Genomic DNA, 12872 nt, shown 5'->3' with positions numbered 1-12872 from the left:
CCCCCCCAACCCCACCCACGACACGAACATCACCCGACCAGACGCTCAGGATGCATCTGGGTCCCGGCCTTGACTGCTTCGCGCCGCCCTTCGGGTCGCCGGGATGAGCGGGGGAGGGCGTCCCGCTATCCCCCCGCTACCCCACCGCCACCGCCCCGGCCCGCTCGAGCACCGTCTCGTTGCCGTCCATCAGCAGGTGGGCGGTGATGGGCTTGGCGATGTGGTGGTCGGCGCCGGCGGCCATGGCGTCGCGGCGGTGCTGGATCATGGCGTTGGCGCTCAGCATGATGATCGGGGTCCGTGGCCCCCCGCGCCGCCGTTCCTCGTCGCGCAGGGCCATGGTGGCGGTCAGGCCGTCCATCACCGGCATCTGCATGTCCATCAGCACCAGGTCGAAGAGGCTCGTCCGGAACGCGGCCAGGGCCTGGGCCCCGTCCTCGGTGACCGTGATCTCCGCCCCGAGCGGCGCGAGGATCAGCTGCACGACCTTCTGGTTGATGGGGTGGTCCTCGGCCAGCAGCACCCGCAGGGCGTCGACCCGGGCCAGCGGCGCCCCGGAGGTGTCATCGGCGGGACGGGCGTCAGGGTCGGCCATCCGCACCCGGGGCAGGGGGAAGGTGGCGCGGAACAGGCTGCCGCGACCCGGCTCGGAGCTGGCGGAGATCTCGCCCCCCATCATCTCGACGATGGCCTTGCAGATCGACAGGCCCAGGCCGGTGCCGCCGAATCGCCGGGTGATGGTGGTGTCGGCCTGGCTGAACCGCTGGAACAGGTTGGCGCCCGTCTCCGCGTCGAAGCCGACCCCGGTGTCGCGAATCTCCACGGTGAGATGGGCCGGGCCGTCGCCGGCCTCGGTCAGGCTGACCCGCAGCCGCACCCCGCCCTGGTCGGTGAACTTCACGGCGTTGGACAGCAGGTTGCCCACCACCTGTTTCAGGCGGACGGAGTCCCCCAGGAACGCGCCTTGCGCGGCATCGTCGACGTCGGCGGCGAAGGCCAGGCCCTTTTCCTCCGCCTTCAGCCGGTTGAGGTGCAGCACGCCTTCCAGGGCGTCGGCCAGGTCGAAGGGCGCGGCCTCGATCTCCAGGCGCCCGGCCTCGATCTTCGACAGGTCGAGAATGTCGGAGACCAGCCGCTCCAGGGTCAGGCCCGAGGTCTCGACCAGGCTCACCATCTCCCGCTGCTCGGGCGAGAGCTCGGTCTGGGCGAGCGCCGCCACCACCCCGATCACCCCGTTCAGGGGCGTGCGGATCTCGTGGCTCATATTGGCCAGGAAGTCGGTCTTGGCCTGGTTGGCGGCTTGCGCCGCGGCATGGGCGGCCTTCATCTCGGCTTCGGCGGCCACCCGGTCGGTGACGTCACGCGCCACGGCGAACACCTGGTCCCCCGACAGTCGAGCCCGCCATTCCAGCTGCCGATAGCGGCCGTCGCGGTGGCGATAGCGGTTCACGAAGCCGACGATCTCGCCGTCGGACTGGATGGCCTTCATCAGGTCGGCGGTGGACGGGACATCGTCGGGGTGGATCAGCGGCAGCAACGGCTGGCCCACCAGCTCCTCGGCGGTCCAGCCCAGCACCGTGGTCCAGGACGGGCTGACCCGCACGAACCGGCCCGCCATGTCGCGGATGCACAGCATGTCGAGCGACACGTCGAAGAAGGTCGACAGGTCATCGGACAGCCCCGGGACGGATGACATGGACGCGGTACTCCAGGCTCTTACGGAGCCACCCCCAATATGGGGTCGCAGGGGTCAACCATGAGTAAATTTTGGCGCTTGCGGTGTCACTATCGAGAGTGGTGTGACGCAGGGTTCCGTCTTCCCCCGATCCCCGGCCAGGTGCATATCGGCGCCCGATGACCGACAGCCTCACCGCCTTCGCCGCCGAGAAGCTCGATCAGCTGGAGACCCGCAGCCTGCGGCGGCGGCTGGTCCCCACCGACCGCATCGACGGCCTGTGGGTCGAGCGGGGCGGGCGGCGCCTGCTGTCCTTCTCCTGCAACGACTATCTGAACCTGTCCCATCACCCCGCGGTGAAGGCCGCGGCCATGGCGGCGGTCGAGCGCTACGGCGCCGGCGCCGGGGCCTCGCGGCTGGTGACCGGCGACCATCCGGTGTTTGGCGAGCTGGAGGCGCGGCTGGCGGCGCTGAAGGGCAAGCAGGCCGCCTGTGTCTTCGGCTCCGGCTACCTGGCCAACGCCGGCATCATTCCGACGGTCATGGGGCCCGGCGACCTGATCCTGGCCGACGAACTGGCCCACGCCTGCATCTGGTCGGGCGCCCAGCTGTCGGGCGCGACCGTGCTGGCCTTCCGGCACAACGACATGGCCGACCTGGCGCAGAAGCTGGCGGCCCAGCGGGGCGCGGCCGCCCGCTGCCTGATCGCCACCGACGGGGTCTTCTCCATGGACGGCGACCTGGCGCCCCTCGACGCCATCAGCGATCTCGCCCGCGCCCATGACGCCTGGCTGCTGGTGGACGACGCCCACGGCCTGGGCGTGGTGGGGCCGGCGGGCGCGGGCGCGGGTTCGGTCTATCCCACCGCCCACATCGACCTTTCCATGGGCACCTTCTCCAAGGCGCTCGGCGGCTACGGCGCCTATGTCTGCGCCAGCGCCCCGGTGATCGACCTGATCAAGACCCGGGCCCGGACCTTCGTCTACACGACCGGCCTGCCGCCGGCGAACGCCGCCGCGGCCCTGGCCGCCCTCGACGTGATCGCCGCCGACCCGGAGCTGGTGGCCAGGCCGCTCGCCAACGCGCGGCGCTTCACCCGCGCGCTCAACCTGCCGGAAGCTACATCCGCCGTCGTCCCCATCATGATCGGCGAGGCCGACCGCGCGCTGGCCGTGGCCCAAGCCCTTGAATCGGTGGGCTTCCTGGCCGTCGCCATCCGCCCCCCCACCGTGCCCGCCGGGACCGCCCGACTGCGCCTGGCCTTCACCGCCGGCCACACCGCGCGGGACATTGACGGTCTGATGTCGGCCATAGTCGGCCTGGTCCCATGAGGGCCGTTTTCATCGCCGGCGCCCACACCGACGTCGGAAAAACCTGGGCCGCCTGCGCCTTGCTGAAGGCCGCCCGCGCCCGGGGCCTGACCGTGGCGGCCTTGAAGCCCGTCGTAACGGGTTATCTTCCATCCGTGGCCACCGACACGTCCGATCCCGGTCGGCTCCTCGCGGCCCTGGGCCGGGACCTGACGGCCGAGGCCCTGGAGGCCATGTCCCCCCTGCGCTTCGAGGCCGCCCTCTCGCCCCCCATGGCCGCCCGGCTGGAGGGGGTGACCCTGACCCTGGCCGACCTGCTGGCCGTCTGCCGCCCGGTGCTGGCCGCCCAGCCCGCCGACCTGCTGCTGGTGGAGGGCGCCGGCGGGGTGATGAGCCCCCTGGCCGAGGACGCCACCGGCCTGGACCTGCAGCTGGCCCTCGGCCTGCCGACGGTCCTGGTGGGCGGCTCCTACCTCGGCGGGGTCAGCCACACCCTGACGGCCCTGGAGGTCCTGCGCGCGCGGGGCCTTGCGGTGCTTGGGGTTGTCGTCAGCCAGAGCGCCGATCCGGGCGCCCCGGACTTCCCCCAGACCGTCGCCGCCATCGCCCGGTTCGCCGGCGACGTCCCGGTCCTCGCCGCCCCCCGCGACGACGAGTCCTGGGCCTCAGCCCTGCTCTAGGTTCCGCCGCGCCTGGGACCAGGCCAGCACCCCCATGCCGAGCGCGGTGGACATCAAGGTCCCCACGATCACCCCGATCCGCACCTCGGTCTGGCCGGCCACGTCACTCGGGCTGAAGGCCAGGGCCCCGATGAACAGGCTCATGGTGAAGCCCACCCCGCACAGCACCGCCACCCCATAGAGCTCGATCCACTTGGCCCCGGTCGGCCGCCGGGCCAGCTTCAGCCCCATGGCCAGGGCCGCGGCCCCGAACACCCCCAGCTGCTTGCCCAGGAACAGCCCCAGCGCGACCCCCAGGGCGACCGGGCTGAACAGCTCCTTCAGGGACAGGCCGCTGAACGAGAACCCCGCTGCGGTGAAGGCGAACAGCGGCAGGATCAGGAAGGCTACATAGCCGTGCAGGCTCTCCATGAAGTAGTGCAGCACCCCGGCCTGGCCGGCCCGCCGTGGCTCGATGGGCACGGCCATGGCGGCGGCGACCCCGGCCAGCGAGGTGTTGACCCCGCTCTTGAGGGTGAAGGCCCAGATCAGGGCGAAGCAGCAGGCATAGAAGAAGTAGGGCGCGGTCTTCCAGCGCCCCAGCAGGAACATCAGGGCCAGGGTGGAGGCCGCCCCGCCCAGGGCCAGCAGGTTGACCTTGGCCGTGAACAGCAGGGCGATCAGCACCACGGCCGCCAGGTCGTCGGCGATGGCCAGGGTCAGCAGGAACACCCGCAGCGACGGCGGCAGCTTGCGGCCCACGATGGCCAGGGCCGCCAGCGCGAAGGCGATGTCGGTGGCCGTCGCCGTGGGCCAGCCCTGCGGCGCCCCGCCGGGGCCCATGTTCAGCAGCAGATAGACGGCCGCCGGCGCCGCCATCCCGCCGATGGCCGCCAGAACCGGCAGAGCCAGCCGCCGCGGATTGGACAGCTCGCCGCGCAGAATCTCGAACTTGATCTCCATCCCCACGACGAAGAAGAAGATGGCCATCAGGCCTTGCTTCACCCAGTCGGTGACCGAGTGGGTCTCCTTGAAGGCGCCCACCTGGATGGTGAGTTCGCGGGAGATGAAGCTGAAATAGTGCTGCGACCACGGGGAGTTGGCCAACAGGATGGCCGCCAGCGCGGCCGCCGCCAGGATCATGCCCGAGGCGGCTTCGGTCTTCAGGAAATCGAGGGTGATGCGACGCGCCATGGCCGACCGGTAGCATGGGTCGGGAGGTGCGAATATAATCGCCGCGCTTGCTCCGGAGGGTTTTCACCTCCATCTGGCGACCATGCCCGTCTCCCCCGCCTACCGCCCAGATCCGCGCCTGCCCGGCCTCGGCCCCGAGTTCGCCGATCCCGTCGCGGCGGCCGATTTCCCCCAGACCCTGCTGCGGTTCCGCAATGATCGGGCCGCCGCCACGGTGGGCCTGGATACCCTGACCGACGCCGAGTGGACCGCGCACTTCGGACGCTTCCAACCCCTGCCGGGCAACATCGAGACTCCGCTGGCGCAGCGCTATCACGGCCACCAGTTCCGGGTTTACAACCCCGACCTAGGCGACGGCCGCGGCTTCACCTTCGCGCAGTTGCGGGAGGTCGGGAGCGACCGCCTGCTGGACCTCGGGACCAAGGGGTCTGGGACCACGCCCTGGTCGCGCGGGGGCGACGGGCGCCTGACCCTGAAGGGCGGCATGCGCGAGGTGCTGGCCACCGCCATGCTGGAGGCCCTGGGCGTCCCGACCTCGAAGTCCTTCTCCCTGATCGAGACCGGCGAGGCCCTGGAGCGGGGTGACGAGCCCAGCCCGACCCGTTCGGCGGTGCTCACCCGGCTGTCCCACAGCCACATCCGCTTCGGAACCTTCCAGCGGCAGGCCTTCCTGGAGCAGCCCCAGGAGATCGTCCGCCTCGTCGACTACGTGATCGAGACCTACTACCCGGAACTGGACAATGCGCCGGACCGCCCCTCGGCCCTGCTGACGGCGGTGGTGGAGCGGGCCGGTGCTCTGGCGGCCTCATGGATGGCCGCGGGCTTCGTCCACGGGGTGCTCAACACCGACAACATGAACATCACCGGAGAGAGCTTCGACTACGGGCCCTACCGGTTCCTGCCGCACAACGACCCCAACTTCGTCGCCGCCTATTTCGACCAGCAGGGACTCTACAGCTTCGGCCGCCAGCCGGAGGCGGTGTTCTGGAACCTGCAGAACCTCGGCGGCTGCCTCTCCATGGTGGCCGAACAACAGGCCCTGGTGGACGCCCTGAACGGCTTCGCCGACGCCTATCGCGGCGGCCTGGCGGGCGCGATGCTCAAGCGCCTGGGTCTGAAGAGCCGGGGCCGCGAACTGGACGCCGGCCTGGTCAACGCGGCCTTCACGGCCCTGGCGGCCGGGGGCGAGCGGCTGCGCTGGGAGCCCTTCTTCTTCGACTGGTTCTGCGGCGACGTGGGCCGCGCCATGGCCAGCCCCCGGGGGGACATCTACGGCGGCCAGCCCTTCGCCGACTTCCGACGCCGCGTCGCCGAGACCGAGCCGGATCGCCCAGGCCGCCTGCTGGATCCCTATTTCGCCAAGGCCGAACCCGAGGAACTGCTCATCGACGAGATCGAGGCGATCTGGGACCGCATCGCCGCCGAGGACGACTGGACCGCCTTCCACGCCAAGCTGGCCCGGATCGAGGCCGCCCGAGGAGCCTGGGACCTCTAGGCGGGTTTCGGCCGGCTGGCCCATTGCGCCAGCACCACGCCGGCCAGGGCGACAGCGGCCCCTAGGGCGGGCCAGGTTCCCAGCAGCTCGTTGAACAGCATCCAGCCCAGGGCGGCGGCCACCACCGGCTGGATCAACACCACGACTGAGGCGGTGGCCGCCGGCAGCCGCCCCAAGGCCCAGGCGATGGAGCCTTGCCCCGCCACGTGCATGAGGCCCAGGCCCGCGCAGGCCGCCCAGCCGCCCAACCCAGTGGGAATGATCTGCTCCCCGAGGCCCAAGGCGGCCAGCAGCAGCAGGGGCGCGCCGACCAGGGTGGACCAGAACATGATCCGTGTCGCCGACATCGACTGTCGGGCGCTGGAGACCACCAGGAAATAGATCGAGTACCAGACGGCGGTCGCCGCCGAGAGGGCGTCGCCCAGCGGTGGATTGACCCCCGTCGAACCCGCCCCCTTGGTCAGCGCCATTGTCCAGGCGCCCGCCACCGCGAAAGCCACGGCCAGCAGGAACAGGCGGCGAGGCCGCTGTTTCAGGAAGATCCAGGCGAAGGCCGTCACCAGGACCGGGGTAAGATTGGAGAGCACGGTCGCCTTGGCCACGGAGGTATAGGCGATGCCGTAGTGCCAGAAGCCGAGATCAAGCGCGAAGGCGACGCCGGCCAGCACGGCGGCCATGGGCGCCGTGCCGATGCCGCCACCAGCCTTCTGGGCCATCACCGCCAGCAGGGGCAGGGCGAAGACCAGCCGCCAGAAGCCCGCGGCCGCCGGCCCCGTCTCCGACAGCCGCACCAGCACCGGGCCAACCCCGATCACACAGGCGCCCAGCAGCAGCATGGCCAGGGCCTTGCCGCGATCCTCGGGGGCGTCGGTCACAGGCCCATCTCCGCGCGCAGCTGCTCCGGCGTGACGCCGGCCGTCCTCAGCTCGGCCAGGGTCTGGGCGTGGTCGCGCTTGGCGTAGCGCTTGCCGTCAGGACCGGTCAGCAGGCGGTGGTGGCGATAGACCGGGGTTGGCAGGTCCAGCAAGGCCTGCAGCAGCCGCTGGACGTGGGTCGCCTCGAACAGGTCCTCGCCGCGGATCACATGGGTCACGCCTTGCAGGGCGTCGTCCAGGGTGACGGCCAAATGGTAGGCGACGCCGACGTCTCGCCGCGCCAGCACCACATCGCCGCCCAGTTCAGGCCGCGCGGGGATGAGGCCGGTTTCCCCATTCGGGCCGGAGCCCTCCTCGGTGAAGGTGAGCGGACCGGCCTGCGCCAGGGCCGCGTCCAGGGACAGCCGCCAGGCGAACGCTTCCCCGGCGGCCAGTCTGCGCGCCTCCTGGTCGGAGGGCAGGGGCGAGCCGCGCCAGGTGTCCATGGTCCCATGGGGCGCCGAGGCGATGGCCTCAGCGATCTCCTTGCGGGTGCGGAAACAGCGGTAGAGCAGGCCTCGCTCAGCGAGCCGCCCGATCGCCGCCTGGTATTCCGGAAGGTGCTCAGACTGCCGGCGCACCGGCTGCTCCCATTCGAGGCCCAGCCAGGCCAGGTCCTCGTAGATCGCGGTTTCGAATTCAGGGCGGCAGCGGGTGGCGTCGATGTCCTCGATGCGCAGCAGGAAGCGGCCGCCCGCGGCGCGGGCCGCGTCATGGGCGGTGAGCGCCGAGAAGGCATGCCCACGGTGCAACAGCCCGGTGGGCGAGGGGGCGAAACGGGTGGTGAAGGGCGCGGTCACGCCCCTTGTCTACTTCCCGTGGTCGTCGGCGAAAATCCTCATGTGGTCGAAGACGCCGCGCAGGAAGGCCTCTTCGCTGCCGAGGGCCAATTTCAGGGTGTCGAACTGCTTGAACGAGGCCATCTCAGCCAGGCCGTGGGCGGCGCACCAGGCCGCGGTGGTGGCGAGTTCCAGGGCGATCTCATCGGTGGGATCGGCGCCGGCCTCCACCAGGGTGTCGCGCACCTGGCAGTAGGCGCTGTCGTCCTCCAGGTGAACGTGGGAGGGCAACTCCTCCTTGTTGCGCGAGCCGTCGTACATGATGCGATAAAGGCTGGGATTTTCGCGCGCGAAGACCACATAGGCGACGCCCAGCGCGGTCAGCTTGTCCTTCACCGAATTGGCCGACTTCCGCGCCGCCGCCAGCGACTCGTTCAGCAGGTCCCAGCCCTCGGCGGCCACAGCCTCCAGCAACTCGCCCTTGTCCTTGAAGTGGTGATAGGGCGCGGCCGGGCTCACACCCGCCTCTCGCGCCACAGCGCGGAGCGACAGGGCCGAAGGGCCCTCGGATTCCAGCAGGCGGCGGGCCGCGTCGATCAGGGCGCGGCTGAGATCGCCGTGGTGATAGGGCCGGGACTCGGCGGCTGCAGTTTCTCTCATCGGGCTCACTGTAAAAGTATATCTGGACGCCGTAAAGATCATCTTGACGGCGTTCAGATCGCTGCTATCTTAGCATTGTTCAAATAACAAACGCCCCGCCTCCCCGCGGGTTCAAACTTACAAGGTGTGTGTCATGTCTCTCGCAAACTTCGAACGCTTCTTCGACCGCGTCGCCCCCGCCATCCTTCTGGTCCTGGGCCTCACCGTCGCCGCCGCCACCGCAGTGGCCGGCGCCTAGAAGTCAAAGTCGATCCCTGATCGCAAGGGCCCCTTCGGGGGCCCTTTTTTCTTGCGCCATATTCGCCCGCAAAGGCCATGCATAAACGCATAGCGTACAGTGTAAAATGTATCTGTACATTGTTCAGATGGAGGGTATCTTAGCGTTGTTCACATGAACAACCCGACCGGGGGCCTCCGGTAGACCAGGGACCATCCTCATGTTCATCCATGCCGATCACGCCTTCGCCCGCTTCGTAGACACCACCGTCGTCGTCGCCTTCGCCGCCCTCAGCTTCCTGCTGGCCGGCGCCACCGCCATCGTCGGCGCCTGAGTGCTCTCCGGCGCCGCCCCGCTCGCTTGAACCCTAGGGTCGCGAGCGGGGTTCAGCCTGCCGCTTCGCCGTCATGGCGATGTCTCAGAATCTCTCCTATAATTCTCCTGCGTCGGGAATCTGGGGCCTGAGGGCCCCAACCGGTTCGCCGATAGAGCGGTTGAGAGTGAGGGCTTCGTCTTCAGTTTCCACGCGTACCCATCTGGCGCTGTACCGCACCGGGATGACCGGCGATGAAGGTGCTCACCCACCCGCCGTCCGGTTGGCCCTGCCTCGTGCTGAACGCGGATTTCAGGCCGCTCAGCTACTATCCCCTGTCGCTCTGGCCCTGGCAGGATGTGATCAAGGCGGTCTTCCTCGATCGGGTCGACGTGGTCTCCACCTACGACCAGGAAATCCACTCCCCGTCCTTCGCGATGAAGCTGCCCAGCGTGGTGTCGCTGAAGCAGTACGTCACCCAGGACCGTCCGCCAGCCTTCACGCGGTTCAACCTGTTCCTGCGCGACGCCTTCACCTGCCAGTACTGCCACTCGGGCGCGGACCTGACCTTTGACCATGTCGTGCCCCGCTCTCGCGGCGGCCGCACGACCTGGGAAAACATCGTCACCGCCTGCGCCCGCTGCAATCTCACAAAGGGCGGCCGCACCCCGCAGGAGGCGCACATGTTCCCGCGTCACAAGGCGCGGCGTCCCAGCGCCCACGAACTGCAGGAACGCGGCCGTAAGTTCCCGCCGCACCACCTGCACCAGAGCTGGCTCGACTACCTCTACTGGGACATTGAACTGGAGGCCTAGCGGGCCTTCAGCCCCTGCTGCTCCAGCCGCCATTTGAACTGGTCGAAGCGGTCCTGGCCGAAGAAGGGTTCGCCGTTGAAGGCGATCATTGGCACCCCGTAGTGGCCCGCCGCGCGCTGGGCGACCTGAGACTCTTCAATCACCGCGTTGAGGCGCTCGGACTCGGCGTCCACCGTGGCGGCGAAGGTGGCGGGATCCAGGCCGGCCCGCGCCGTGGCCTGGGCGATGTGGTCGCCAAGGTGCCAGTCGTCGACTGTCCCGCTCCAGATCGCCTTGCTGACCTCGTCAAGGAAGGCGAGGCCTCGACCCTGCTCAGCGGCCAGCGCCCCCATCTGGGTCAGGCGGTGGATGTGCGGCTGATCCTTGGGATAGGTCCGGGTCGCCATGTCCATGTAGACCGGGTCGGGCCGGGGCCAGCGGAAGGGCAGGCCCAGGAACTGGGCCTCCCGGTGGATGTCAGCGAAGAAGTAGCTGAACCAGAGCGGGTCGCGGGTGTCGAAGAACTCCGGGGTGCGCACCGCCAGCGGATAGACCGGCCGCACGTTGCAGGCGACATCGTAATCCCGCTCCAGCGCCGTCAGCCGGTGCATGATCATGTAGGAGTAGGGCGAGCGGAAGGACCAGTAGAGGTCGTAGGTCAGGGTCATGAGGTTCTGTCGCCCGCGTGGTTTCGCTCTGTCGTGAAATAGTGGCATGTATCGCGCCACAATCAAACCGCCTGGACAACACTCATGCTTCGTCTCCTGCCCCGTCTGCTGATCGGCGCGCTCGGCGCCTTTGCGATCTTCGGCGCCCTGCGGATCTGGATCGATCCAACCCTGCCGGCCGTGACCCTCGGCCTGTCCCCCGTCGGCGGCCTTGGTCTGGCGAGCCTGAGGGCCGATGTCGGCGGATTCTTCGGGGGCATGGGGGTCTTCGCCCTAGCCGCGGCGATCCGCGATGACCGCCGTTTGGTCACCGTGCCCCTGGTCTTGGTCGGCCTCGCCCTCGCCGGCCGTCTGATCACGGCGGGCCTGGAGGGGCTTGCGCCGGACATGCTGCTGCCCATCGTGGTGGAGGCGGCGCTGGCGACCCTGTTCGCCTTCGGACGCCGGACGCTGGGGGCTCGTTAGACGGCCGCCCGGGGCTCGCGCCACATGGCCCAGGCGGGCGGGGCGTCGGCCCGCGCGCGGAACTCCTGCATCACCTCGAAGCCGTGGCGGCGATAGAGCGGCACGTTGGCCTCGCTTGAGGATTCCAGATAGGCGGGCAGCCCCTTAGCGTCGACCTTTGCCAGGCCCGCCTTCAGCATCCGGGATCCGACCCCCAGGCCCTGCGCCTCGGGCCGAACCCCGAGGAACCACAGATAGGCGTGAGGCCGGTCCATGGGGTGCAACGCGTCCATCGCCTTGCGCATGGCGGCGAGGCGATCGATCCGCCCAAGGCCCGTCGCGCCCAGGATGGTGGGGAACATGCGCAGCTCCTGCATCAGGCTGTTGGGGCCCAGCGCCTGAGAGGAAATCCAGATGGAGACCGCGCCGCCGCCGGGGGGGCGGCTCACCTCGCCGGTGGGGAGGGCGACCTCCTTCACCAGCATCTTCATGAAGCGCAGGCGGGCGGCCTCGCGTCCCGCGTCGTCGCGAAGGAACCAGCAAAACTGCGGGTCCGTCCGGAAGGCCTCGTTCAGATCGTCGGCGACGGCGTCGAGGTCGGCCGAGCCCGCCAGGACGGGGGCCTCGGCGCCTCGGCGCAGGGCTTCGATCTGCGCGTCGGTCATAGCTTCTCGCTGATCTTGATGGCGGCCTTGCAACCGGCGCGTATCACCGCCGCCAGGATCGGATAGCCCAGGGCGTCGCGGGCGCCTTCCTGCACGGCGTGATCACGATGGGCCAGCTCCTCGTCGCGGAACTTCGAGAGTTCGGCGGCTAGGGCCGGTTCACGATCGCTGAGCTCGGCCACCTGGCCGGCATAGTGCTGCTCGATCACGTCCTCCACCGCCTCGGTGCAGGCATGAGCCGCCTTCTCACCCAGCAGCGCGGTGCCGGCGCCGAGCGCGAAGGCGGCCAGCCGCCAGACCGGGGTCATGGCGGTGGGGCGCACCCCGTGGTCGGTGAGCAGGGTGTCGAAGCGGGCCAGGTGAACGGCCTCGTGGCCCTCCATCTCGGCCAACTGGCCGGCGATCCGCTCATGGCCTTTCGAGCCGCCGAGCACGGCGCGTTGACCGCGATAGATCTGCACCGCCGCCATTTCGCCGGCCTGATCGACCCGGAGGATTTCGGCGAGCCGCGCGGCGGTGGCGCCCTGGCCCGGGCGGGGCGGAATGGGTTTGTCGCTCATGACCGGGGCCTTTCGCGGAGCGCCGCCCAGGCGCTGTAAAGGGTCAGCTTCAGCGAGATCAGGGCGTTCCAGCCGGCCATGGACAGGCCCAGGAACCGCCAGGCCGCCTCGTCACAGGCCGGGGGTTGGATCTTCGCCCCGCCCAGGAGGTCACTCATGGCCTGGGTGCTGACGCCGCCGCCAGTGGACGCGCAGGTCGTGGGGCCAGGCCACCACTTCCACTCCGCGCCGCTGTGATAGACCGCGATCCCCACCCCGACGGCGAAGACCAGGGCCAGGGCGGTGTAGAACAGCCAGCGCCAACGCAGGATCCGGGGCAGCTTGACCGCCAGGATGCAGGCCAGGGCGATCGTCCCGGCCACCCAGTAGACCTCTCGGGCCCGCAGGCAGAGCGTGCAGGGCGCGTAGCCACCGAAGGTTTCGAAGGCATGGGCGATCGCCAGCATCAGGGCGGCGGAGCCCAGGGCGAAGAAGGCCCAGCGGTCGAGGACGGCGCGGATGAGCTGCATCATGGCGCGCGATATG

14 protein-coding genes are annotated in these 12872 nt (G+C 69.6%); 5 read left to right on the top strand and 9 right to left on the bottom strand.

Going from position 1 to position 12872, the window contains the following annotated elements; genetic code table 11:
* Nucleotides 1–136: 136 nt before the first annotated feature.
* Nucleotides 137–1696, bottom strand: coding sequence for an ATP-binding protein (locus Q7T09_RS18895; protein ID WP_304701749.1), 1560 nt, complete (start codon nucleotides 1694–1696; stop codon nucleotides 137–139).
* Nucleotides 1697–1854: 158 nt separating this feature from the next.
* On the opposite strand from Q7T09_RS18895, the gene bioF reads away from it, so the two are divergent.
* Nucleotides 1855–3006: an 8-amino-7-oxononanoate synthase gene (gene bioF / locus Q7T09_RS18890; protein WP_304701748.1), complete on the top strand. Its 1152-nt coding sequence runs from the start codon at nucleotides 1855–1857 to the stop codon at nucleotides 3004–3006.
* Nucleotides 3003–3665, top strand: a complete 663-nt coding sequence (gene bioD / locus Q7T09_RS18885) for a dethiobiotin synthase (RefSeq protein WP_304701747.1) — start codon at nucleotides 3003–3005, stop codon at nucleotides 3663–3665. Before bioF ends, bioD begins: the two co-directional genes overlap by 4 nt.
* Here the strand turns inward: bioD and nhaA are convergent.
* Nucleotides 3651–4838: a Na+/H+ antiporter NhaA gene (gene nhaA, locus Q7T09_RS18880; protein WP_304701746.1), complete on the bottom strand. Its 1188-nt coding sequence runs from the start codon at nucleotides 4836–4838 to the stop codon at nucleotides 3651–3653. The genes bioD and nhaA overlap by 15 nt on opposite strands.
* An 82-nt stretch (nucleotides 4839–4920) precedes the next feature.
* Here nhaA and Q7T09_RS18875 point away from each other — a divergent pair, with 82 nt between their 5' ends.
* Complete coding sequence (locus Q7T09_RS18875; protein ID WP_304701745.1) at nucleotides 4921–6333, top strand: protein adenylyltransferase SelO; 1413 nt, start codon at nucleotides 4921–4923, stop codon at nucleotides 6331–6333.
* Here Q7T09_RS18875 and Q7T09_RS18870 read toward each other — a convergent pair.
* The 3 genes from Q7T09_RS18870 to Q7T09_RS18860 are packed head-to-tail and all read right to left on the bottom strand — an operon-like array spanning nucleotide 6330 to nucleotide 8686.
* Nucleotides 6330–7208, bottom strand: coding sequence for a DMT family transporter (locus Q7T09_RS18870; RefSeq protein ID WP_304701744.1), 879 nt, complete (start codon nucleotides 7206–7208; stop codon nucleotides 6330–6332). The two genes, Q7T09_RS18875 and Q7T09_RS18870, sit on opposite strands and share 4 nt — an antisense overlap.
* Nucleotides 7205–8047, bottom strand: coding sequence for a tRNA glutamyl-Q(34) synthetase GluQRS (gene gluQRS, locus Q7T09_RS18865; RefSeq protein WP_304701743.1), 843 nt, complete (start codon nucleotides 8045–8047; stop codon nucleotides 7205–7207). The genes Q7T09_RS18870 and gluQRS overlap by 4 nt, the downstream gene beginning before the upstream one ends.
* Before the next feature lie 9 nt (nucleotides 8048–8056).
* Nucleotides 8057–8686 (bottom strand): TetR/AcrR family transcriptional regulator, encoded by a 630-nt coding sequence (locus Q7T09_RS18860; RefSeq protein WP_304701742.1) that lies wholly within the window; start codon nucleotides 8684–8686, stop codon nucleotides 8057–8059.
* A gap of 784 nt (nucleotides 8687–9470) precedes the next feature.
* On the opposite strand from Q7T09_RS18860, the gene Q7T09_RS18855 reads away from it, so the two are divergent.
* Entirely contained in the window at nucleotides 9471–10031 is a 561-nt protein-coding gene (locus Q7T09_RS18855) for an HNH endonuclease (protein ID WP_304701741.1), read from the top strand.
* Here the strand turns inward: Q7T09_RS18855 and Q7T09_RS18850 are convergent.
* Nucleotides 10028–10678: a 2-hydroxychromene-2-carboxylate isomerase gene (locus tag Q7T09_RS18850; RefSeq protein WP_304701740.1), complete on the bottom strand. Its 651-nt coding sequence runs from the start codon at nucleotides 10676–10678 to the stop codon at nucleotides 10028–10030. The two genes, Q7T09_RS18855 and Q7T09_RS18850, sit on opposite strands and share 4 nt — an antisense overlap.
* An 84-nt stretch (nucleotides 10679–10762) precedes the next feature.
* Between Q7T09_RS18850 and Q7T09_RS18845 the strand changes: the two genes are divergently transcribed.
* Entirely contained in the window at nucleotides 10763–11143 is a 381-nt protein-coding gene (locus Q7T09_RS18845; RefSeq protein ID WP_304701739.1) for a hypothetical protein, read from the top strand.
* Here the strand turns inward: Q7T09_RS18845 and Q7T09_RS18840 are convergent.
* From Q7T09_RS18840 to Q7T09_RS18830, 3 genes are read right to left on the bottom strand one after another with little or no spacing between them, the layout of a single operon-like run.
* A complete protein-coding gene (locus Q7T09_RS18840) occupies nucleotides 11140–11787 on the bottom strand; it encodes an N-acetyltransferase (protein ID WP_304701738.1) in 648 nt (215 codons plus the stop codon). The genes Q7T09_RS18845 and Q7T09_RS18840 overlap by 4 nt on opposite strands.
* Nucleotides 11784–12347, bottom strand: a complete 564-nt coding sequence (locus tag Q7T09_RS18835) for a demethoxyubiquinone hydroxylase family protein (protein ID WP_304701737.1) — start codon at nucleotides 12345–12347, stop codon at nucleotides 11784–11786. The genes Q7T09_RS18840 and Q7T09_RS18835 overlap by 4 nt, the downstream gene beginning before the upstream one ends.
* Nucleotides 12344–12856: a disulfide bond formation protein B gene (locus tag Q7T09_RS18830; protein ID WP_304701736.1), complete on the bottom strand. Its 513-nt coding sequence runs from the start codon at nucleotides 12854–12856 to the stop codon at nucleotides 12344–12346. The genes Q7T09_RS18835 and Q7T09_RS18830 overlap by 4 nt, the downstream gene beginning before the upstream one ends.
* Between the last annotated feature and the right edge of the window lie 16 nt (nucleotides 12857–12872).

It is taken from the genome of Phenylobacterium sp. (assembly GCF_030645195.1).
Taxonomy (GTDB): domain Bacteria; phylum Pseudomonadota; class Alphaproteobacteria; order Caulobacterales; family Caulobacteraceae; genus Phenylobacterium.
This window is presented reverse-complemented; position numbering and strand designations above follow the sequence as displayed.

Bases quoted from the DNA above. Each gene is read 5' to 3' on its own strand.
- Q7T09_RS18895 (WP_304701749.1), bottom strand. From the start codon at position 1,696: ATGTCATCCGTCCCGGGGCTGTCCGATGACCTGTCGACCTTCTTCGAC.
- bioF (WP_304701748.1), top strand. From the start codon at position 1,855: ATGACCGACAGCCTCACCGCCTTCGCCGCCGAGAAGCTCGATCAGCTG.
- bioD (WP_304701747.1), top strand. From the start codon at position 3,003: ATGAGGGCCGTTTTCATCGCCGGCGCCCACACCGACGTCGGAAAAACC.
- nhaA (WP_304701746.1), bottom strand. From the start codon at position 4,838: ATGGCGCGTCGCATCACCCTCGATTTCCTGAAGACCGAAGCCGCCTCG.
- Q7T09_RS18875 (WP_304701745.1), top strand. From the start codon at position 4,921: ATGCCCGTCTCCCCCGCCTACCGCCCAGATCCGCGCCTGCCCGGCCTC.
- Q7T09_RS18860 (WP_304701742.1), bottom strand. From the start codon at position 8,686: ATGAGAGAAACTGCAGCCGCCGAGTCCCGGCCCTATCACCACGGCGAT.
- Q7T09_RS18855 (WP_304701741.1), top strand. From the start codon at position 9,471: ATGAAGGTGCTCACCCACCCGCCGTCCGGTTGGCCCTGCCTCGTGCTG.
- Q7T09_RS18850 (WP_304701740.1), bottom strand. From the start codon at position 10,678: ATGACCCTGACCTACGACCTCTACTGGTCCTTCCGCTCGCCCTACTCC.
- Q7T09_RS18845 (WP_304701739.1), top strand. From the start codon at position 10,763: ATGCTTCGTCTCCTGCCCCGTCTGCTGATCGGCGCGCTCGGCGCCTTT.
- Q7T09_RS18840 (WP_304701738.1), bottom strand. From the start codon at position 11,787: ATGACCGACGCGCAGATCGAAGCCCTGCGCCGAGGCGCCGAGGCCCCC.
- Q7T09_RS18835 (WP_304701737.1), bottom strand. From the start codon at position 12,347: ATGAGCGACAAACCCATTCCGCCCCGCCCGGGCCAGGGCGCCACCGCC.
- Q7T09_RS18830 (WP_304701736.1), bottom strand. From the start codon at position 12,856: ATGCAGCTCATCCGCGCCGTCCTCGACCGCTGGGCCTTCTTCGCCCTG.